We start from the raw sequence: 18,493 nt of genomic DNA, 5'->3' as shown, positions 1-18,493 counted from the left end.
TCGGATAATTTAGAGGGGTCGTAACTGGTATGATAGGCTATGAGCGTATCCACATAGCCTATCCAGTTTGCGTTTATATTGCCAGAGGTCGCCTCTATAACTTTTTTAGCTGTGCCTTTTGCACGTCCAAAACACCTTGCACCACTTCCATCACTCCAAAGAAAACAGCATCAACATCGCGTATCTCTTCGTCGCCTCCCAGCCATAATTGACCGAGAACAATTTCAGTATAGGTAACAGGGTCAACTGTGCCACCCTTTGCGCTTAATTCGCGCATGTCTTCGCGTGTTGGTCGGCGGATGTATGCGCTATATTCTTTGCCTTCGTACTTCGTTTCAATACGAGCAATTCCGTTTTTATTTTCGGCTTTCCATTGTGCCACTTTTTCGGCAGACACACCAGCCGGATAAACTATTTCTTTTTCGGTTTTCATCGTTTTAAAGGGTATTTAAAGGGTTTTATTAAGCGCGTTTGTATCGCATTGCCAGCCAAGGCAATTCAATTTCCATCATTTTAGCGCCCTGCTCCATTGCCTCTTCCAGATCGGTAAATTGTAGACCCAGAATGTTAATAGAGCGCAAAGGGCGGTTAAATGCCTTTCTGTAAACTATGGTAGACGTGATTAGCTGATAAGGCACATCGGTAATGTCTTCGTAACCTGCCGCCTGCGCCACATCATTAAGCTTGTCTACATCTCCTTTCAAAAACTTAAAAGAGCCGTCCCGTTTGATGTTGCCAGTTTGGATGCCAAACGCTTCCTCTCCAGCCGCAAATAAATGCTCCGTTTCTTTGCTTTTTTTTATTTTGAAGCCGCGCAAACCGCGTATGGTTGTACCCAGTACGCTAACGGTCACGTGTTTCCACTCCAGTTCTTGTGAATCCAGATAAGTTGCCATTGATTATTAATTAAGGTTTGGATTGTAAAAACCCAGTTCAACATCTATTACTTTGAGGTAGCCTTTGCGGCGTATGCGCAGTTTAGTTTTAAACTTGCTGGTAGCTGTGATTTGCTGGTTTTCGTCGACGTAAACAACCGGGTCGCCGCTCATACTTGCGCTCATATTTAAATTAAGCGCTGCAACGGTTACCCCTTCAAGAGCCTTTAAAACGACAGGCTCGATATTGTTATTGTCATCTAAATCAACATCATCGTTAATCTCGTTACAGTAAACTTTATAGGCGATTATCGACGCTTTGTCAATCACCCGGCCCGTAGCTAAATTGGCGTAATCATCGCTTTCGGCCACGCACATTGGGTCATTGCTGAAATAGAAACCAGCAGAGCCGTTCGGATAGGTTTTAACCGTGATAAAGCCAGCGTCGACAAGCTGATCTATTTGTTTGTACCATGCTGCCTGTGGATTATCTGTATCCTGCAAAATAGGCAAGCCACCTATAAAGTATGAGCTAATAGGAAGATCGCCGTCTTTTACTTTACCGATACAAACGTGAGGCGCGGTGCTGGCTACTTTACCCAAAACCAAACCCATTGATGTAATGCCATCGTTTGCAGTTCCGCCGATCACCAAACCAACATTATTTGCGGTCATGGTTTTAGGCGTATCAATGGTTACACTGGTAACATCATTAACCCTTGCAGCAATAAGTATGCGCAAAGGGGTATGATTTTCAAACATGGCGGTAGCGAATGTTTTCGCTACTGGCACAGCCAGCGCAACATCGCTATCCAAAAACTTTGAAACCGTAGGCACGTAACCCACTGCCGGAGTACGCGCAACACCTAATACCCTGATTGTACCCTGTGCGGCGTTAATCAGCTTTTTAATGCCGTTTTCATTATTGATATTGCACACATCAACAAGCGAAACGGCAGCGCCTACAAGCATAATCCAAACCGGGGCGTTTAACGTGCCGGGGATGCTGTAGAATTCTGTAACAAAACGGTATGCTTCCGGCTCCGCTTCGGCGGTTACGCCCTGGGCTTTCGCGTCATCAACGCTAATAACTTTAATTGGAGCTAAAAGCCCCAGTATGCCAGTGCCGGCCCCGGTTAGTACATACCCGGTTAAGTTGTCGTTAGTTGAAATACTGCCCCCTATTTGGCCGTTTGCAAGGTTAACATTTGCTTCAGGTATCATTAGTTAGCTTCTCCTTTCTCTTCGACAGCCGCCTTAGCTTTTTGATCTTTAGTGATAAGTCCTTTTTGTGTTGGAGTTCTTTCGGCCTCCGGCGTGTTATATGCCACCTCCAGAGCAGACACGCCCGGCGTTTGCTCCGAATCTGGCTTCGCCCCACTTTGGCTGGCAATGTCCATAATAAGCGGCGCTATCTTTTCGGCAGTCGCCTCTGCTATTGGCCTAACCTGTGCAATGGCAGCGGCTAAAGCTTCGTGTACAAGATTGCGGGGTGTTTGCTCTTCGTGTGCCAAAATATTTGAAGGCGGCACAATCACGCCGCCGCACTCCGGTGTAAACCCTCCGCCTTGTGTTTGCAAAAATTCGCTATACGGGCCAGCTATTGAGGGATGCAAAGGCGCAACAGCAGGGATGATTTCACCGCCCAAACCATCGGCGAAAGTTTCCGGGCTGTAGTCTTCCAAATCTTCGCGCGAAATTTCCAGCACATTTTTATCAAACAGGCGCTGCGCATGCGACTGCGCCGCCAGATCATATAAAAACGGCATGCCATCAGCGGCGATAAAAACAACGTCTACGCCGGGGTGTGTTTCAAACAAAGCCCTTAGGCGCTCATTTGTCATATTGTTATCAATCATTGCGTTTTGGTGTTAAAAGGGCGGCAGGGCATTTGTGTTATTGCCGGGCTGGCTGGCCCTGCCGTTTGCCTTTGATTATTTAATAGGGGGTTATTTAATACCGAATACCTGCTTGAAATAAAGCTCAATAAGGCTTACCGATTCACTCCATGTTACCTTCCCGTCAGATGCAACCATGATTAACCGGGCTGCCAAATTGTGGTAAAAGCCGTTTTTATCTGCATCATCGCTGAAATGAACCTTATTTAAAATATCGTTCAACAGCACGTTTTTATCTTGCGGCGGGTTTGTCTCCAGCCAGTTTTTAACAAAGGTCAATCCGGCCATTGTGGGTACAATCGCTTCATCAATCAGCGCCACGATTTTGTTATCCAGCGTGCCGGGTATTAAATCGGTTACTAAAATGGTTACGGGGCTTTCAACCACCTTTTTAACATTATTTACAATGTCAATTACGTGGTTAATAGTATCCTGCGAAATGTCGATGGCAGGCACTTGCACAACCACATCGTTTGAAGTTTTCTTTTTAAACAGGGTAGCCCATGCAAGGGCAATAAAACTTAAAATAGATTTCATGTATTTAAAGGGGGTTTAAAGCGGTTTTAAAAACAGTTTAGCTTCTTTAGCGCGGCGGTCGGTTAGCACCTGTGATACTACTTTCTTGCCTTCCTTAGTTACCTTGTTCCACCTGCCAAACTCTGCGGCGGCTCCGGCAAAGTCGCCAGCGTTTAACTTTTTGAGTAGTGTGCTCACTGCAAGCGCACCTGTGTTATATTGAAAGCTTAATAGGGCATCAAACTGGTTTTGATTGATTGTAACCTTAACCAGATTGTTAATTTGTGCGGCAAACCCTTTTAGCTTGAATTCCAGCAGATCATCAGCACACTCCCTGTTTGGCAGGGTATCGCCTTTTTTAACTGGCTTGCCGTTTGCATAGTGGGTATTACCCCAGCCAATTGTCCATACGCCTGCTATATCCTGATAGGCTTTTAAGCGCAAACCCTCAAAGCCTTGTATAAGCTTTTCGCCATCGGCACTGGCGGCGTGGTAAGCGCGGGCCGCTACGGTTTTTAAATTACTGATAAGGGCCAGAGAGCTGGCGGCAACCTTGTTAGCCATTATATAAGCTTGTTAATTTGTCCTTGATTTTGTTAATCCATGCGGTTTTGTCTTTACCAGTTATTACCGCAAGGTTTTCGAGTATGGAGATGATATTCTCAAAAGCGATCTGTACAATCAGTACACTTTGCAGCCAGTCGAAAACGGCCGCCATAAATTCTTTGTGCCTGGCTAAAAAATTTTCTTGCCAGTGATAGGGAACGGCAATTATTACCAGATATATGAACACCTTAAAGGTGAAGCGCGAAAGCCTCAAACTACTAAACTGTTGTTTGCTGATATGCGATGCAGCCAACCCGCTTGCAAGCTCCATTATGAACGCTGCGCTCATGGCTATAAAAGCCGGGCCGCTTATACCCAGCGTTGCTTCAACAGCAGGGAAAAACATTGCTGTAAAAGCCGTAATACCGGGATACAAAACACTTAATACTAATAGCGGCTTTGTAAGGCTATACCGAACAGAAGGCGCAAGACTTTCAAAGAAATTGATTAACCCATGATAGTCGTAAGTTGCCAACATCTGCACAAACCAGCCTTTTTTCATTTGGGATTTTGAGTTGAATAAAAAGCCCGCCACGCATTGCAGCGGGCTTTTTGATAGTTATTAATTGGGGATTAGTGAGCCGCTAAATAAGCGTCGATTTGCGCCTGTGTTGGCTGGCCTTGTACAAGCAATACAATACCTCTCCAGTCCGCACGGCGGGCACGACCACCAACACGTTTTAAGAATGAAAACAGGTCACCATAATAAACCGGGTTGCCGTATTGGTCAAACATTTTCATGTCGCCGTTTGCAGTTTCCACAGCATCTTTATACCAGAACAGAACACCTTCGCAGTCTGTAGCCTCTGGCGCAGCGCCCGGCGCTTTGATTGTGCCGTCTGCCGCAATTGTAAACACGTTACTACGCTGCATAATACCGAAGCCATTTGATTTACCCAACAGGCCGTTACGGCGCTCATCTTCTGTAGCAGCTTGCATATAGGTTGCGGTTACGATGCTATCAGCCGGGTACGTTTGAGCGTGCAGGTTAGCGCTATACAGGGCGTACATTTGGCCCTCAAACCAACGGTTTTGGGTACGTAAAAATGTAGCAGCCCTTTGCTGATCTGAAAGCGAAGCGGAAAAGCGGTAGCCAGTCGCGCCGGGGGCGGTTGCTTGCACAATTGGGCCGGTAGTTTTAATAATACTGGTTGCAGGTAACACCGCGCCTGTGTTTTGGTCATGCGTCCAGTTGTACAGCATTTCTTCTGCAATGGTCTGCGATAACTGGTTTTTGTCTTCACCTAAAACACTTTCGCGTTTATCGTATGAAAGCTCTACAGTTTCGGCGTTTGAGATTAGAACGGGGTCGGTAGTGAACTCATCAATCAGGTATAACACATCGGTATCGGTACGCTTACGAACGGTTGCACCACCCTGCGTAAAGGCACGGTTTTTAACAACATTACCAGCGCCACCAGATTGAGGGATATGCACCGCCCGGCCATTCACATACTCATCGGCATTGAAAGAAAAGCGAATAAATGCGTTATCCTTAAAAATGGCTTCTTCAATGTGATTTTCCCAGATTTCTACCTGCACGGCCATAAAGGCAAACCCAGGCATTTTAACGCAGTTTAAAAGACTGCCAGTAGCAACAGCGCCGATTGCGGCAACCGGAGCAGCAGCGGCAACGGATATGCCACCCAGTACAAAAAGGATAAATAATACAGCCACGTTGTACAGGTAGTTAACGCGCTTTAATTTTTGATTAAACATGATTTTAATAGGGGTTAATTAGAAACTTAAGTTGATTTTAATAGGGGTATTGTTGATGATTAGCCTTTGTACTCTTTGCCGAAATGCTCCAGATATTTTGCTTTGAAAGCGTCCAGACTTTCAGCCTTAAGCTTCACAAGCGTACCTGCTTTATCCATCTGGCTATATGAAAGCTGTGCGTACCATACGCCACCGCCTTGCTGGTTTTGTAGAGTTTGCGCCAGCGTGGTACTGCCCGGCATGCTATTTAAAAGCTTGATTGTGCCGTCAAAATCACGCTCTAAAGCTGCGCGCCAATCGGCTTCAGCGCCCGGCAAAAACTTACCCGCGCCCCCGTTACCAGTGCCGTTAAGCTTGATTGCTTCGTCTACTTTTGACTTGTTAGACAGCTTGATTTGCGCTGCCAGATCGCCTTCCGCTTTGGTTAACTTGCCTTGTATAGTTTCCTTTTCGGTAGTTAGGGTTGTGATCTCGTTTTTTTGATTTGTAGACAGCGTTATAAGGTTTTGAACTGCCGTTTGAACTTCTACATCTGTAGCGGTTTCTTTCAGTTTAAGGCCCAGCAGTATTGCTGACTGCACATCGGCGCTAAGGGTAATTAACTTCATTGTTGGGGTATCCTCTTTTTTAGTTATTTGAAGGTTATTGAATAGGGTTATTAAGCCGTTTTGGGTGAGGTCTGAAAGCTGGATTAGGTTTTCATCAGCGTTGTAAAGAGCGCATGGTAATGCATCGTCGTTACCCCCGATATCCACACAGCTAACCTCGAATAACTTGCCTTTGGTTACAGTTGGGCCGATCTGCCCGGCCACCATTAATTGAGGGTCTTCGCTCCACTCAAGTGGAATTACCCCGGCGCTTAACATTCTCAAAGTACCATTCTCATACTTGTTGAAAATTGCCATTGCGAAAGTGTCAGTTTCGTCAAATTCCAGCGCGCAAGTAATCTGGTCGCCTTCGAGACGAAGGTCAACAGCGTTACCAAGTGGCAGTACTTCATCTTTACTTAGCCCTCGCGGACGCTGGTGCATCCATAGCGTTATCGGGTTCTTTTCATACTGCGTTAAATCGAGGCCCTTTGTAAGGATTCTAAAAAAGTAGCAGTTAAGTGCGGAGGTCGTTATTACATACCGCTTTGATGTTCTTTTCATTTAATTTTTTTCGGTCGTTTTCATGATTATTTCGCGCACTTAACGCATACTTTTTGCCTGCATTTGGGGGAGCTTTCAGATTAGTTTTTCATTTGTTTTGTTTTCGTTTTGTGGTGCAAACGTAAGGCGCATTTTTACCGAAAAAAAACCGCATAATTTGTTGATTAACATAGTTTTACCTTACGATAAAAGCTACTTACATCATCCATTTTTCTGCTTTTATATTGTATAAAAAAGGGTACACTTTTGCGTCATAACCCCCCGTTATGGCAGAGAAAAAAAGACTATCAAAAGCAGAAATAGCAGTGCGAAAAGAGCTTGCTAAAAACCTGTTTACTAAGGATGGCGTGACTACCCAAAAGGAGTTGGCGGAGCGCGTAGGAATTAGTGAAAAGTCAATAGGAAAGTGGATTGCAGAGGAAAAATGGGAGACTCAACGCGCAGGTATTTTGATGACCAGAGAGGTTGAGTTAAAAAGGCTTTACAAACAGTTCACTAACCTAAATGACGCTATTGAAAAGCGCGGCAAAGGCGCTGACTTCCCCGACAGCAAAGAGGCGGATATTTTAAAAAAATTAACCGCATCTATCAGGGATTTGGAAACCGAAGTGAGCCTGCAAGAGGCGTGCGAAGTGTTAATGAAGCTTATAAATTTTGCCCGGACTGAAAACCTTACAGAGGCAAAAATTATAATGAAGTGGGCTGATTTAATGATTAAAACCCTCGTTAAATGATAAAGCCCGCTGATAAACGGGCTTTAGTTAATTGGGATGTTTTTGTAGACAATATGAACCGGGCCGCCCCGGTTGATTTGACAGAAACCCCCTTGCAAAAAGCGGCGCGTATTTCCGCGCTGGAAGCCTACCCGGAACACTGGTTTCAATATTATTTTTCAAAGTTTTACACGGCAGAGCCAGCACCGTTTCACCTGCGCAGCACCCAAAGGGTTTTAAATAATCCTGAATGGTTTGAGGCCCGCCCGTGGAGTAGGGAGCTTTCAAAATCTGGCCGTACTATGATGGAAGTTTTGTATCTGGCAATGACAGGTAAAAAACGGAATATCATATTAGCCAGCAACAACAGCAGCAATGCTATACGCCTGTTACTGCCATATAAAACCATACTGGAAAAAAACAGCAGGTTAATCAATGACTATGGTGTGCAGCAAAGTATTGGCAATTGGAAAGCCGACGAATTTATAACACGAAACGGCGTTGCATTTCGCGCCCTGGGCGCAGGCGAAAGCCCGCGTGGTACGCGTAATGATGAGATACGCCCGGACTGTATTATAGTCGATGACTTTGATACCGACGAACAATGCAGAAACCCCGAATTGGTTGAGCAGGCTTACGACTGGTTAGAGCGGGCGTTAATCCCTACGCGCTCCATTTCTGTGCCTTTGTTGGTGATCTTTAACGGCAACATCATTGCCGAAGATTGTTGTATGCTCCGCGCTATGGCCGTGGCTGATTTTTACGAAATCGTAAACATCAGGGACGAAAACGGCAAAAGCACTTGGCCCAATAAAAACACGGAAGCTTACATAGATACAGCGCTCCGCTTTTTGAGCTACAAAGCTATACAGGGCGAATACTACAACAATCCCATCACAGAGGGTAAAGTATTCAAAGAGATACATTTCAAAGCCATACGCCCTTTAAAGGAATATAGATTTTTAGTAAGCTACACCGACCCCAGTTACAAAAGCGGGCGCAAAAACGACTTTAAAGCCACCTGCTTAATGGGCAAGTGGAAAGATGAATACCACGTAATACGCCAGTACTGCCAGCAAACTACTACCGCAAATATGCTGGCGTGGCATTATGAAATAATGTCGCTGGTTAACGGCGCTGTACCGCTTTACATGCTCATAGAATGGCCGTGGATTGATGACAGCTTAAAACTGGAGATAGCCAAAGCCAATAAGCATTTTAAACGCAGCCTGCCGCTAACACCCGACCCCCGCAAAAAGCCCGAAAAGTTTTACCGCATTGAAAGCTCACTGGAGCCGATCAACCGAAACGGAAAACTCTATTTCAATCAGGCCATAAAGGACACCCCCGACATGAAAGCATGCGAGGCACAATTTAAAGCACTTAGCCAAACCAGCCGGGCGCATGATGACGGCCCGGATAGCGTAGAGGGCGCAAAAGCCACAATAGACAGCAAAACAATAAGCAACACCGGAGGCATGCAAGTGCTACCACCAATCAAAAACAGCAAACGAGTTTAACATGGCATTTATCAGCAAAGATGACTTAACCAGCCTCATGTATGAAGAGGATATGGACGCGATAACCGAAGGCAAAGACGAAGAGATAACAGGCGACACGGGCGCAATAGCGATTGGCATCACCGAAGCAAAAGGCTACTTAAACAGGTTTGACACTGCCGTATTATTTGCACGTGAAGAGAATGAGCGCGACCCGCTTTTAGTAGAGACATGCAAATCGCTGGCGCTTTATTACCTAACAAAAAAGTGCGCACCAAACCAAAATGTAAAGGACATACGGGCCGCCGCAAATGACGCGCGTATCTGGCTTGCTAAGGTGCAAAGCGGCAAGCTTACCCCCATTGGCTGGCCGCTTAAAGCCGCGCCGGAGGCTAACACTTTCTTTCACGTCTCCAGCTACCCAAAACGCAAAAACAATATTTAAAACCCTTTTAATACCCCTTTAAATGTCAAAGAATAAAAAGCATAGAGTTAAGCTTGCGGGCATTATCCCAACGCCACAAAAAGCGCCGCGGTCTATAACAGTTGACAAAGGCACGGCAGCGCGGCAATATTTGGCAGCCAACGGCGTAGCGGTTAACCAACCTATCAAAATAGATGTAAGAGCACCAATACGCCGCCCGCTTGATTTAGGCGTATGGCGAAACGGCCAAAAGCAGTTCGATAGCATCTTTGCCCCGCGCCGGGTAATCCTATATGATTTGTATCTCGATATAATGAGTGACGGCCATATCATTGCCGTTACTGGGAAACGTATCGACGCAATCACGACGGCTAAATGGCAATATGTAGATAAAGACGGCAATCCGGTTGATGAGATAAATGAACTTTTGGATAGCCTGGGTTTTGCCGATCTGTTAACTGAAATTTTGAACGCCCGCTTTTGGGGGTATTCAATGATAGAGTGCAATATCTATAAGGATACCGAAGGCCGCTGGCAGATGATAGCCGACCAGCAGAACCGCAAACACATGCGCCCGGAAACTGGCATTATCACCACCGATCAAAACGGAGACACTGGGGTAAACATCAGAGAAGGCCGCTTTGCACAAACAGTTATGGAAGTTGGCAAGCCGCGCGATATGGGCTTGCTGATCTCTGCCTCTATGTATGCCATTTTAAAGCGTAACAATTTAAGCGATTGGGCAAACTTCGTTGAAGTTTTCGGCGCTCCTATTATGGATGCCGAGTGGGACGGGTTCGACGAAGACCAGCGTTTAAAATTATTGGCGGCTATTGCTGCAATGGGCAATAGCGGGCGACTGGTTAGACCAGCAGGGACAAAGGTTAATTTCTTCCCAAATACCACCACATCAAACGGGCAATTGCAAAAGAGCTTTCACGATACCTGTAATGAGGAAATAAGCAAAGCCCTTTTGGGCACAACCGAAACCACGCAAAGCAGTAGTTCGTCGGGTTATGCGCAGGCTAAAGAACATGGCAGGCAGGATGATGATAAAAAGGAAGCTGATAAAGATTATGTACGCAGGCATTTAAACAGCTTCTTTATAAAGATCATGCGGGCGTTTGGCTTGCCTGTAGTTGAGGGCGGTAAATTCATTATTCCTGAAGGAAAAGAAAAGGTTACCCCGACCGACCAAATGAACATGTTTGTGCAAATGGCAAAGGATTTAGGCATGCCAATTAATCATGATGACGTGTACCAATTGGCGGGCATGAAAAAACCGGATGACTACGAAGCGCAAATGGCGGAGAAAAAAGCCCTTACAGATGCTTTAACGAGCGATTTTGAGGAAAATGGAGGCAAAGAAAATGCAAATACCCCCCAATCTTCAAAGGAAAAACAAGGCAAAAAAGGAAGCAAAGACGACAAAAAGCCGGGGAACGTGAAGCTAAAAACCCGTGAAAAGCTGGCATTATACCTACTTGATTTTTTCGCATAGCCCCGGAAGTAACGGGGCAACTTAAATTATCAGACCTGTACACTTATTGCGATTGCGGTCACGATCACGTTATCAAGCTTGCTGCCGGGGATGCCCGCGACATCTTGAATAAATTTTTATCAGATGTTCATTCAGGCAAATTAACCGCCGACAGCATACAGCCGGACTATTACAAAAACCTGTCTGCAAAACTGGTTAGTGCCGTTGCCGAAGGACTGGGAGGTAAAAGCTTTGGCGGCGATGACTACCGCAACAGTTTAAAAACCTATCTGGAGCATAATGTATATGCTTTCAGCGCCGCTAAAAGCATGGTAATGCTGGAGCAGTTCAATAGGTTTTTACTTGACGAAAATGGCGAAATAAGGCCGTTTGCAGAGTTTGCAAGGGAATGCGACACTGTAGACGTGCTGTACAACAAAACTTATTTACAGGCCGAATATAACAACGCCATAGCATCGGCACAGATGGCGGAGAAATGGCAGGGGCTACAGGCATTTAAATATTTAGAATACAGGACTGTAGGGGATGACCGGGTACGACCTGAACACGCCCAACTTGACGGCCTGATATTAAAAAGCACCGACCCGATTTGGAATAGGATTTACCCGCCGAACGCATGGAATTGCCGCTGTACGGTTATACCTGCCGCCGATACGGATACGCCAACCGACCGCGACCACGCCAAAGACCTTGAAAGGAGTGCAGATATACAGCCGTATTTTAAAGGCAACGTGGGCAAAGAAAAGGTGATTTACAAAGCAGGCCACCCATATTTTAAGCATGGCCGGTACGGCAAGTTAAAAGAGCTTGACGCAGAGAAAAACTACGGCATGCCCGGCATAGACAAGATTTATGCAAAGGGCGACTTTCCGCCGATCTCCTACATGAAGGACAAAGCCAGCGGTTTAGATTGGTGGATGCAGCAAACAGGCGGCGAAGTGCGCGGCTCGTTCGATGTGATCGCAGCAGATGGCGTAACCGTACGCTTTGATAACGCCTTTAGGAACCATGTTTTAGAACAAAATCGGGATGACAGGTACAGGATATTGAATAAAGCCCCGGACGTACTTAAAAATCCAGATGAAATCTGGAGCAATATGGTTAAGGGCAAACCTTCGCTAACCTATATCAAATATTACGATAAAGCCCCTGTAGTTGTACATGTGGATGCAGACAGCACGGTACGCAGTTCGACAATGGTCGAGATGCAGCATAACGGCAAAATCAACACCGCCGAAATGATTAAAATACGCAAAGGCATACTAAAATTTAAGCAATAAAAAACCGCCTGTGCGGCCCTTTAGACATTCAACTCAAAAGCGAACCTAAAGCACACAGGCGGTTAATTATGACGCAAATATAGGAAATTATTATAACTGTGGAAGATTTGAAAGCTGATTGCCTAATGCTGCCGCTTTCTCATTTATAGCCTTTTGCATGTTAGTATAAACCTCCTGTTTGTCTTTATCGTTCGCGTTTGCATATAAATCAGCAACGGCCTCGGTTAATACTTGTACGGTTGCTTGTATACGATGAAGACTAACTAAGAGCTCCATGTTTACCTGTGATTGTGTAAGTGTGGTTGCCATAATATTTTTTTTTAAATGTAATAATTTCAATTGGAAAGCAGAGATTTTATACGACAGCAGCGCCGTAACGCCGGACTAATAGCAACATATATAAATGACATTGCCCCCAGCATGGTAGTGCGTAAAACACTACGGTTTATTGATGGCAATTTCCGGGCGCAGGGCTGGCAGGGCTCAACCTTTCAACCGTGGAAAAACAAAAAATCAAACGAGGGAAAGAAAAGACCTGGTCGAATTCTAATTATTACCGGGCGCTTACGCAGGGGCGTTAATTATACCACCAATGGCCGGGGCGAAGTACGTTTTTACAACAATGTAAAGTACGCTCAAATCCACAATCAGGGCGGCACTATCGATACCACAGCGCACGTACGGGCATTTAGCCGCCGCAGGTTTTACGTTGATGAAGCCAGCGCCCCCGGCGCACGTAAACCCAAAATGGTTAAAACCCACGTAGGCGACAGTCAAGTAAAGGCACACACCCGCAAAATGAAAATAGTGATACCACAGCGCCAGTTTATGCCCTACGAAGATCATAACAGTCCGGTACTGGATGCCAGCATTACAAGGGAGCTAACACGTGAAATAAACAAGATTTTAAATAGATAGATATGAATGATGATGTGATGATCGCCATTTTAGGCAATGTGTTTTTAGCTGTACAAAATCGCTTGGCAACGCTGCCAGAGCTAAAATTTATAGATCAAGATTTGGGGCAACTTGAAATAGATGAACAGGGAGAGCGTGAAAGCCCCGTTGCGTTTCCCTGTGCGCTTACCGACTTTTTAGAGTTGCGTTATACCGACAACTCTAAAAACCAACAACAGGGCGAAGGCGTGCTGGAGGTGCGTATCGCATTATTGGCCTACACGGCGGCTACGCACTATTATAAAGACACTCACAAGTTAAAGGCATTGGGATTTTGGAACTTAGAACACCGGGTAAATAAGGTATTACACGGCTGGAGCGATGACAGATATTTTAACCCGCTTAGCCGGATAAGCTCCAGTACAGAGCGGCGGAAAGATAACATTAGGGTACGGGTTATCCGCTATAATTTTGGCTTTGTAGATAATACCGCCATACCAGTGCCAGCGCAAACAGTACCGCGTCCTGATCTGGAGACAAGCACAGAGGCAGCATAAAAAAAGCCCGCTATTGTTAGCGGGCTTTTTGCTATTTGCAGGGTGTAACCAGTGCATGATCGGCGATATATACCGTTGCATTAGTGCCGTATATTTTACATTGTATAAGTTCGTCATCTGCTTCCAAATCTTTCATAAACTTAACACCGCCGAATAAAAAGCTACTTTTAACTTCGACCCTTTTTAATGTTGTTTCCATGTTGACAAAGCTATTATGCGGGGCATTGTGTTTTTTACGGGAAACCGCATAGGGTAAAAAAAAGCCTGCTATTTGTTAGCAGGCTTTTCTATTTCTTTTGCAACTCTATTTACCCATATTTCAGAAAAACGATCTTCCAAAGGCTTTTGTATGAGAGTGTATATATTGCCTTCCGGGCCAATCATAACAGGATAATCAAATTTTATACCTTCAACCTCCTTACCACCTATAAATATGCGCACATCGCGCCATTGTACTTCTTTATTTTTCATGCCTTGAAATTATACGCCTTCCCATTCTCTCAAACGCACACCGAGGCCATAGCGAGCAAAGCCAACCATTTTGGGGGAAATAAAAATCAACAAACTTTTTCATATCTGCGCTACTGGCATTTTTCAAAGCGTTTTCATATTCCGCACGTAAAACAGGTGTATAGTCCGTTTGCTGTGCCTTTATGGCTTCTAAGAATTCGTTATAACCCTTTATTTCAGGGCGAGTTTTATTTCCCATTTTCTAAAATTATCCGCTGTTCGCTACGCACCATTTCGCCTTTTATATTTTCGAGGTAATGATGTAATAAGTCAAATTGATAATTTGAAGCGTTATTTAGGTCACTAAATACGTAGCTAAAATCATTCCCTTTTCTTGTACCTACCATCGCTAAAATATGTTTGTCTTCGTAAAAGCGGATTGTCTCGAAAAAATCTTTGAAATACTCCGCAACGATTGACTTAAGATTACTATCCATGCCGTAAATATATTAAAACCAGTTATAGTGAGGTAATTGCTTTTGAAGGTATTTGCTATCGGCTTTCAGGTTTTTAAGCTCTTCGATAGTGTCACGCTTGCGCATGATGATTTGGGCCAAAGTAGTTTCACCCAGATAAAATTCTTTGTTAAGAATTTCGATAGCCACATCGTAACGCAGGCCCTTGATTTTATAATGAAAGTAAAGGCGACAGGCTATAGCAAAATCACGTTCCTGCGTATAAACGCCTTTTACGTGTTTTACGTTGGTTTTATCTAAAGGGTCGCTAAGAAGGTTTGTAATAAGTTGGTGGCCGAGTTGCATAGATTATTAAGATATACAAATATACCACCACAGAAAATTTTCCGCAAATTTCAACCGCACCAACCGGGCATAAAAAAAGCCCCTTTAAAGGAGCTTTAAACAAGGTTTAAAATATTATTCGACTATCCTTAAAATTGGCCGTTCACATATTCCGGCTTTTACCTCAAAATCGATCACCGCAATGCTGTTTTTCTGGTAAAAAGATCTTTCCGGGTTATAGATAACAATGCGGGCTTCATACCCCGGCAGGCACTTAACACCAAAGATTTTCACCTCTTCACCAGCCGAATGGAACGGGTTATTAGCAAAAGGAGAGGCAATTATTTGCACTAAAACACCGCGAAGAGGTAGGGGTATTTGCATTATTAAATCTTCGCGGCGCTCGTTTTTACCTTCTAAATACTTTATTCCGGTTGAAATTTGGCTGATATATTGGTGTGCTATCTCGTAATTTAATGCCAGATTACCGCCTCCGTAAGGCATCTGCACAGGCTTGTTTCTCTCCATTTTTAATAATATTTCCACGTTCAACTATCTTCCCCAGTATTATTATGAAGTCCCCCGGCTTAACAAATACTGTAAAGCCTCCGGGGTATCTGTGATAAAATTCTACCTTGCTAACCACGTACCCAACATATCTGCAAATAAAGTAGGGAGCATTGGAAGCATACGCATGCCTGAATTTTACATGGCTGTATTTTTTACCTACTAAACGGGCCGCCATCCAATCGCCGCCCGCTCTGTACTCCAGTTTTTTTCTTTCGGCTTCCATCAGGTCGAAAGGCTCTTTTTTTAGCACTAAGTCTAAAACGCTACCGTATATCTCTGCCATAATCATTAAAGAGCCTTTAAATACGCCACGTAAACGCTTTCAATCATTGTAACCGCCTTCGGTAGCTCCCGATAATTTAAATCGTCCAGAGGCTTTTTAAATCCGCTTTTGTTTATGCACCATTTATCTACCTCCGCCATATCGATTTTGCAAGTGCCTGGATATGCCAGCGCATTTCGTGGGCTATGCTTATGATCTTTTTGCGCATTTTGTCGGCGGGTGTTTCTGTCGGTATACCGCAAGCCTGCTTTAGAGCCTTTTGAAGGGATAATGTTTCCTTATAATCCATAGCCCTTAAACTTGTAGTACGCCCATTGCTGTGAATTAAACACGCCTCTTCTTTATCATTTTCGTCGTAACCGAGTTTATTTAAAAGGTTACGGGTATATTTTATTTGTCCTGCGTTCATATTAATACCCGAAAAAGTCATTTTTTTTAATTCCGAATGGTGCATCAATCGTTACATTCCGCCGCTCAAAGTATTTTAAGAAGTCTTGAATTTCCCTTATATCTTTTTTACTCAAATTATAACATTGAATGAAGCTTTGCCCCTCTTTACCGTCCAAACAGACTATTGCCCAGCTACCACCATATCGCGGGTTATAATCAACGCCGACATGAACCGCACTGAAAACTATGTCCATTCTTGATTGAAGTTCTACAATGGCTCGTCGTTGAGTCTCTATTTTATAATCGACTTTTTCCAATCCCAACCATTGCAGTATTATAGCACGAAATTTGTTCGATATTTTTCCTATGCATTTTTTCATTATGCAGCCGTCCTCCAGTCCGTTTTCCAATATTGTTTTTTGATGTAGTTTTCGGGGTTCACTTTTGCAACCCCTGTACGGGTTAAGTATCTGAAATATGATGGCATTGCATTAAGAGCCGCAATCTTGTCACTGTCTTTTAATCTATTCCATAGCGGCTCACATCTATGCGGGTGTATTTTTTGGCCGTATGCTTCCCAGAATATTTTAAAACTTAAGTCCTGCGTTAACTCAACCACGGTAAACGATGGGTGTATGCCCGGCATTTCTTTAACCTGTTCAACCAAAAGCGGGATTCGCTTTAGCATAAAAACGAGTTGTTCCGTGCTTAATTCAGCGCTGCACACATATTCTACCAGCAATCCCGTTTCATTATATGTAAACTCTACAGAGCCTTCTACTCCTTTAAAACTTAATAAATATTTAGTCTTCACTTGTCACCTCCTCACTTTCAAATATTTCTTTTACTGTATTTTCGGTTTTGTTCTTTTTATCTAAGGCAGCGAAAAATTTAGGCTCTAATAATCTGGCCCGCTGTTCGTAGATAACATACTTTTCATTGCCTCCAAACCTATTTTTTAACGGCTCTGCGATGTAATTTTTAACCAGAATGGTAATGTGTCCCAAACGCGCAATGTCCTGCGCTACGCTGCCTTTAGGCAGCTTGCCGGATGGCTCTTTATGCGAAATCCAGATAAAGCCTTTTTTCTTGAACTTCTTAAGCAGGTACTTAAAATCCTCTACCTTAAAGTCGGTAAACTGTACGCTGTCAATTACAAATATGTCGGCGCTGCCGCGTTTACCCACTTTAGTCACCAAATCGTCAAAGTAAGATGTATTTTCATCTTTATTCCCGTCCGGGTCGGTTAATTGGAAATATTCGGCAACCTCAATCATGTTGTTACGATTAACACACAGTTGCAAATCGTATCCGTGCCCCTGTTCATAACTAACCCAGTCAACAGATAAACCAACCAAACACAGTTCTTTTACAAACTGCATTACGGCCTCTGTTTTACCTTGCCCACTATCCCCGTAAAATGTAATATGTGCGTTTTTGGGTATCCTGCTAATGGTGTGGCGATATTTGCCTAACAACTCAATTGTGTCGTATTTCTTTTGGTTAATTTGAAAAACCCCTATGGTGTTCATTAACTGAATAAATTATTTATGTCTTAAAAAAATTACTGGCAATGTGCTTTTTAACTTATCTGGATATTTAGGATTGCCACCATCTTTAAGACAATAGGCATAATAAAACCCCTTTCCTTGCCCTGCTGGCTCAAACTCTCCTGTTATCTCCCACACTTGCTTTTTCTTATCACTCTCTTTATAAAAGCGGTCGCCCGCCTTTAAATTTTCTATCGTTGTTTTACTGCCTCTGTTCATTTATTCGCTTATAACATTAATGCCGAAGGCTGCGGCCATTTCAAATTCCATTTTTGCGCCCTTACTATCTCCCCAGCATGGCAGCATATAAATGCAATCGGCCATCATTAATAGAGTTGATGCCATGCGCATAGCTATTTGCCAATCACAATCAAAAGGGATGAAATCGCAGGGGTTTAATACAATGAAGCCACGGCCCTGCAACTCGTTTTTCATTTTGGAAAACTTGTGTTTTACTGTGTGCTCCGCTAATCCGGTTACTTTTCCGGCGATGTAAACCACCTGCCTGCTACCACGTTGGGTTACAATAATTGAGGCCAGTTGAACCAAAAAATCAATTTTGTTTTGAAACTGCGCTGCCTCACTTGCTGGCACTGGGAGGGCTTTAGGCTCAATGTATCCTTCCGGGGCTAACCTACCGATATAGTCCTGAACGTGATCGCAGTAAACGCAAACGCGCTCATAACGATCTCTATCGTGTAGTATTTCTTCTTTATGTTCCCATGGCGTATACATATGACTGCATCGCCTTTGCTGCCATTCCTTAGCTGTTATTGACGGCTTGTTGAAATATTCTTGTTTTGACATTTTATTA

30 protein-coding genes are annotated in these 18,493 nt (G+C 44.0%); 7 read left to right on the top strand and 23 right to left on the bottom strand.

Going from position 1 to position 18,493, the window contains the following annotated elements; genetic code table 11:
• Positions 1-94 precede the first annotated feature (94 nt).
• The 9 genes from DEO27_RS26875 to DEO27_RS26835 all read right to left on the bottom strand — a co-directional run bounded on the left by DEO27_RS26875 (position 95) and on the right by DEO27_RS26835 (position 6,765).
• On the bottom strand, positions 95-433 hold the full coding sequence (locus DEO27_RS26875; protein WP_112574852.1) for a hypothetical protein: 339 nt from the start codon (positions 431-433) through the stop codon (positions 95-97).
• Between the two features lie 28 nt (positions 434-461).
• Complete coding sequence (locus DEO27_RS26870; RefSeq protein WP_112574851.1) at positions 462-896, bottom strand: hypothetical protein; 435 nt, start codon at positions 894-896, stop codon at positions 462-464.
• 6 nt (positions 897-902) lie between these two features.
• Positions 903-2,099, bottom strand: coding sequence for a DUF2586 family protein (locus tag DEO27_RS26865; RefSeq protein WP_112574850.1), 1,197 nt, complete (start codon positions 2,097-2,099; stop codon positions 903-905).
• Positions 2,099-2,734 (bottom strand): hypothetical protein, encoded by a 636-nt coding sequence (locus DEO27_RS26860; protein WP_112574849.1) that lies wholly within the window; start codon positions 2,732-2,734, stop codon positions 2,099-2,101. The genes DEO27_RS26865 and DEO27_RS26860 overlap by 1 nt, the downstream gene beginning before the upstream one ends.
• 90 nt (positions 2,735-2,824) lie before the next feature.
• Entirely contained in the window at positions 2,825-3,310 is a 486-nt protein-coding gene (locus DEO27_RS26855) for a hypothetical protein (RefSeq protein WP_112574848.1), read from the bottom strand.
• A gap of 15 nt (positions 3,311-3,325) precedes the next feature.
• Positions 3,326-3,853, bottom strand: coding sequence for a lysozyme (locus DEO27_RS26850; protein WP_112574847.1), 528 nt, complete (start codon positions 3,851-3,853; stop codon positions 3,326-3,328).
• Entirely contained in the window at positions 3,846-4,397 is a 552-nt protein-coding gene (locus DEO27_RS26845; RefSeq protein ID WP_112574846.1) for a phage holin family protein, read from the bottom strand. The genes DEO27_RS26850 and DEO27_RS26845 overlap by 8 nt, the downstream gene beginning before the upstream one ends.
• 71 nt (positions 4,398-4,468) lie before the next feature.
• Positions 4,469-5,614, bottom strand: coding sequence for a hypothetical protein (locus DEO27_RS26840; RefSeq protein WP_112574845.1), 1,146 nt, complete (start codon positions 5,612-5,614; stop codon positions 4,469-4,471).
• A gap of 59 nt (positions 5,615-5,673) precedes the next feature.
• Positions 5,674-6,765 carry a hypothetical protein gene (locus DEO27_RS26835; RefSeq protein WP_146750111.1) on the bottom strand — a complete coding sequence of 364 codons (1,092 nt, stop codon included), beginning with the start codon at positions 6,763-6,765 and terminating at the stop codon, positions 5,674-5,676.
• Positions 6,766-7,031: 266 nt separating this feature from the next.
• On the opposite strand from DEO27_RS26835, the gene DEO27_RS26830 reads away from it, so the two are divergent.
• The 5 genes from DEO27_RS26830 (at position 7,032) to DEO27_RS26810 (ending at position 12,182) form a co-directional block, all read left to right on the top strand.
• Positions 7,032-7,499 (top strand): DDE transposase family protein, encoded by a 468-nt coding sequence (locus DEO27_RS26830; RefSeq protein ID WP_112574843.1) that lies wholly within the window; start codon positions 7,032-7,034, stop codon positions 7,497-7,499.
• Positions 7,496-8,998, top strand: coding sequence for a hypothetical protein (locus DEO27_RS26825; protein WP_112574842.1), 1,503 nt, complete (start codon positions 7,496-7,498; stop codon positions 8,996-8,998). Before DEO27_RS26830 ends, DEO27_RS26825 begins: the two co-directional genes overlap by 4 nt.
• 1 nt (position 8,999) lies before the next feature.
• A complete protein-coding gene (locus DEO27_RS26820) occupies positions 9,000-9,422 on the top strand; it encodes a phage protein Gp36 family protein (RefSeq protein WP_112574841.1) in 423 nt (140 codons plus the stop codon).
• Between the two features lie 22 nt (positions 9,423-9,444).
• Entirely contained in the window at positions 9,445-10,902 is a 1,458-nt protein-coding gene (locus DEO27_RS26815; RefSeq protein ID WP_112574840.1) for a DUF935 family protein, read from the top strand.
• A 104-nt stretch (positions 10,903-11,006) separates the two neighbouring features.
• A complete protein-coding gene (locus DEO27_RS26810) occupies positions 11,007-12,182 on the top strand; it encodes a phage minor head protein (protein WP_112574839.1) in 1,176 nt (391 codons plus the stop codon).
• A gap of 90 nt (positions 12,183-12,272) precedes the next feature.
• On the opposite strand, the gene DEO27_RS26805 is transcribed toward DEO27_RS26810, so the two are convergent.
• Positions 12,273-12,491, bottom strand: coding sequence for a hypothetical protein (locus DEO27_RS26805; protein WP_112574838.1), 219 nt, complete (start codon positions 12,489-12,491; stop codon positions 12,273-12,275).
• A 30-nt stretch (positions 12,492-12,521) separates the two neighbouring features.
• Between DEO27_RS26805 and DEO27_RS26800 the strand changes: the two genes are divergently transcribed.
• Both DEO27_RS26800 and DEO27_RS26795 read left to right on the top strand, forming a co-directional pair.
• A complete protein-coding gene (locus tag DEO27_RS26800) occupies positions 12,522-13,100 on the top strand; it encodes a phage virion morphogenesis protein (protein WP_112574837.1) in 579 nt (192 codons plus the stop codon).
• A 2-nt stretch (positions 13,101-13,102) separates the two neighbouring features.
• Complete coding sequence (locus DEO27_RS26795; RefSeq protein ID WP_112574836.1) at positions 13,103-13,636, top strand: hypothetical protein; 534 nt, start codon at positions 13,103-13,105, stop codon at positions 13,634-13,636.
• A 31-nt stretch (positions 13,637-13,667) separates the two neighbouring features.
• Here DEO27_RS26795 and DEO27_RS31635 read toward each other — a convergent pair whose 3' ends face one another.
• The 13 genes from DEO27_RS31635 to DEO27_RS26735 form a co-directional block, all read right to left on the bottom strand.
• On the bottom strand, positions 13,668-13,835 hold the full coding sequence (locus DEO27_RS31635) for a hypothetical protein (RefSeq protein ID WP_190295253.1): 168 nt from the start codon (positions 13,833-13,835) through the stop codon (positions 13,668-13,670).
• Between the two features lie 68 nt (positions 13,836-13,903).
• The gene (locus tag DEO27_RS26790) at positions 13,904-14,107 is read right to left on the bottom strand and encodes a hypothetical protein (protein ID WP_112574835.1); all 204 of its coding nucleotides are present in this window, start codon (positions 14,105-14,107) and stop codon (positions 13,904-13,906) included.
• Positions 14,097-14,345, bottom strand: coding sequence for a hypothetical protein (locus DEO27_RS26785; RefSeq protein WP_112574834.1), 249 nt, complete (start codon positions 14,343-14,345; stop codon positions 14,097-14,099). The genes DEO27_RS26790 and DEO27_RS26785 overlap by 11 nt, the downstream gene beginning before the upstream one ends.
• Positions 14,335-14,583, bottom strand: a complete 249-nt coding sequence (locus tag DEO27_RS26780; protein ID WP_112574833.1) for a hypothetical protein — start codon at positions 14,581-14,583, stop codon at positions 14,335-14,337. Before DEO27_RS26780 ends, DEO27_RS26785 begins: the two co-directional genes overlap by 11 nt.
• Before the next feature lie 12 nt (positions 14,584-14,595).
• On the bottom strand, positions 14,596-14,907 hold the full coding sequence (locus tag DEO27_RS26775) for a hypothetical protein (protein WP_112574832.1): 312 nt from the start codon (positions 14,905-14,907) through the stop codon (positions 14,596-14,598).
• A 114-nt stretch (positions 14,908-15,021) separates the two neighbouring features.
• Positions 15,022-15,414: a hypothetical protein gene (locus tag DEO27_RS26770; RefSeq protein ID WP_146750110.1), complete on the bottom strand. Its 393-nt coding sequence runs from the start codon at positions 15,412-15,414 to the stop codon at positions 15,022-15,024.
• Positions 15,371-15,739, bottom strand: coding sequence for a hypothetical protein (locus DEO27_RS26765; protein WP_146750109.1), 369 nt, complete (start codon positions 15,737-15,739; stop codon positions 15,371-15,373). The genes DEO27_RS26770 and DEO27_RS26765 overlap by 44 nt, the downstream gene beginning before the upstream one ends.
• Before the next feature lie 127 nt (positions 15,740-15,866).
• Positions 15,867-16,148, bottom strand: a complete 282-nt coding sequence (locus DEO27_RS26760) for a hypothetical protein (protein ID WP_146750108.1) — start codon at positions 16,146-16,148, stop codon at positions 15,867-15,869.
• Between the two features lies 1 nt (position 16,149).
• A complete protein-coding gene (locus tag DEO27_RS26755) occupies positions 16,150-16,539 on the bottom strand; it encodes a hypothetical protein (RefSeq protein ID WP_146750107.1) in 390 nt (129 codons plus the stop codon).
• The gene (locus DEO27_RS26750) at positions 16,509-16,943 is read right to left on the bottom strand and encodes a hypothetical protein (protein WP_112574827.1); all 435 of its coding nucleotides are present in this window, start codon (positions 16,941-16,943) and stop codon (positions 16,509-16,511) included. The genes DEO27_RS26755 and DEO27_RS26750 overlap by 31 nt, the downstream gene beginning before the upstream one ends.
• On the bottom strand, positions 16,933-17,661 hold the full coding sequence (locus DEO27_RS26745) for a hypothetical protein (RefSeq protein WP_112574826.1): 729 nt from the start codon (positions 17,659-17,661) through the stop codon (positions 16,933-16,935). Before DEO27_RS26745 ends, DEO27_RS26750 begins: the two co-directional genes overlap by 11 nt.
• Positions 17,662-17,673: 12 nt before the next feature.
• Positions 17,674-17,898, bottom strand: coding sequence for a hypothetical protein (locus DEO27_RS26740; RefSeq protein ID WP_112574825.1), 225 nt, complete (start codon positions 17,896-17,898; stop codon positions 17,674-17,676).
• A complete protein-coding gene (locus DEO27_RS26735; RefSeq protein WP_112574824.1) occupies positions 17,899-18,486 on the bottom strand; it encodes a DUF4406 domain-containing protein in 588 nt (195 codons plus the stop codon). It abuts the gene before it with no gap.
• Positions 18,487-18,493 lie beyond the last annotated feature (7 nt).

The organism is Mucilaginibacter rubeus, assembly GCF_003286415.2.
Classification (GTDB): domain Bacteria; phylum Bacteroidota; class Bacteroidia; order Sphingobacteriales; family Sphingobacteriaceae; genus Mucilaginibacter; species Mucilaginibacter rubeus_A.
Note: the sequence above shows the minus strand (reverse complement) of the source record. Positions and strands in the feature narration are given on the sequence as shown.

Coding starts and splice junctions, on each gene's coding strand:
- DEO27_RS26815 (WP_112574840.1), top strand. CDS start 9,445: ATGTCAAAGAATAAAAAGCATAGAGTTAAGCTTGCGGGCATTATCCCA.
- DEO27_RS26740 (WP_112574825.1), bottom strand. CDS start 17,898: ATGAACAGAGGCAGTAAAACAACGATAGAAAATTTAAAGGCGGGCGAC.
- DEO27_RS26825 (WP_112574842.1), top strand. CDS start 7,496: ATGATAAAGCCCGCTGATAAACGGGCTTTAGTTAATTGGGATGTTTTT.
- DEO27_RS26870 (WP_112574851.1), bottom strand. CDS start 896: ATGGCAACTTATCTGGATTCACAAGAACTGGAGTGGAAACACGTGACC.
- DEO27_RS26785 (WP_112574834.1), bottom strand. CDS start 14,345: ATGGGAAATAAAACTCGCCCTGAAATAAAGGGTTATAACGAATTCTTA.
- DEO27_RS26780 (WP_112574833.1), bottom strand. CDS start 14,583: ATGGATAGTAATCTTAAGTCAATCGTTGCGGAGTATTTCAAAGATTTT.
- DEO27_RS26835 (WP_146750111.1), bottom strand. CDS start 6,765: ATGAAAAGAACATCAAAGCGGTATGTAATAACGACCTCCGCACTTAAC.
- DEO27_RS26850 (WP_112574847.1), bottom strand. CDS start 3,853: ATGGCTAACAAGGTTGCCGCCAGCTCTCTGGCCCTTATCAGTAATTTA.
- DEO27_RS26875 (WP_112574852.1), bottom strand. CDS start 433: ATGAAAACCGAAAAAGAAATAGTTTATCCGGCTGGTGTGTCTGCCGAA.
- DEO27_RS26795 (WP_112574836.1), top strand. CDS start 13,103: ATGAATGATGATGTGATGATCGCCATTTTAGGCAATGTGTTTTTAGCT.
- DEO27_RS26790 (WP_112574835.1), bottom strand. CDS start 14,107: ATGAAAAATAAAGAAGTACAATGGCGCGATGTGCGCATATTTATAGGT.
- DEO27_RS26760 (WP_146750108.1), bottom strand. CDS start 16,148: ATGAACGCAGGACAAATAAAATATACCCGTAACCTTTTAAATAAACTC.
- DEO27_RS26860 (WP_112574849.1), bottom strand. CDS start 2,734: ATGATTGATAACAATATGACAAATGAGCGCCTAAGGGCTTTGTTTGAA.
- DEO27_RS26865 (WP_112574850.1), bottom strand. CDS start 2,099: ATGATACCTGAAGCAAATGTTAACCTTGCAAACGGCCAAATAGGGGGC.
- DEO27_RS26765 (WP_146750109.1), bottom strand. CDS start 15,739: ATGGCAGAGATATACGGTAGCGTTTTAGACTTAGTGCTAAAAAAAGAG.
- DEO27_RS26805 (WP_112574838.1), bottom strand. CDS start 12,491: ATGGCAACCACACTTACACAATCACAGGTAAACATGGAGCTCTTAGTT.
- DEO27_RS26770 (WP_146750110.1), bottom strand. CDS start 15,414: ATGGAGAGAAACAAGCCTGTGCAGATGCCTTACGGAGGCGGTAATCTG.
- DEO27_RS26775 (WP_112574832.1), bottom strand. CDS start 14,907: ATGCAACTCGGCCACCAACTTATTACAAACCTTCTTAGCGACCCTTTA.
- DEO27_RS26745 (WP_112574826.1), bottom strand. CDS start 17,661: ATGAACACCATAGGGGTTTTTCAAATTAACCAAAAGAAATACGACACA.
- DEO27_RS26855 (WP_112574848.1), bottom strand. CDS start 3,310: ATGAAATCTATTTTAAGTTTTATTGCCCTTGCATGGGCTACCCTGTTT.
- DEO27_RS26735 (WP_112574824.1), bottom strand. CDS start 18,486: ATGTCAAAACAAGAATATTTCAACAAGCCGTCAATAACAGCTAAGGAA.
- DEO27_RS26845 (WP_112574846.1), bottom strand. CDS start 4,397: ATGAAAAAAGGCTGGTTTGTGCAGATGTTGGCAACTTACGACTATCAT.
- DEO27_RS26820 (WP_112574841.1), top strand. CDS start 9,000: ATGGCATTTATCAGCAAAGATGACTTAACCAGCCTCATGTATGAAGAG.
- DEO27_RS26840 (WP_112574845.1), bottom strand. CDS start 5,614: ATGTTTAATCAAAAATTAAAGCGCGTTAACTACCTGTACAACGTGGCT.
- DEO27_RS26830 (WP_112574843.1), top strand. CDS start 7,032: ATGGCAGAGAAAAAAAGACTATCAAAAGCAGAAATAGCAGTGCGAAAA.
- DEO27_RS31635 (WP_190295253.1), bottom strand. CDS start 13,835: ATGGAAACAACATTAAAAAGGGTCGAAGTTAAAAGTAGCTTTTTATTC.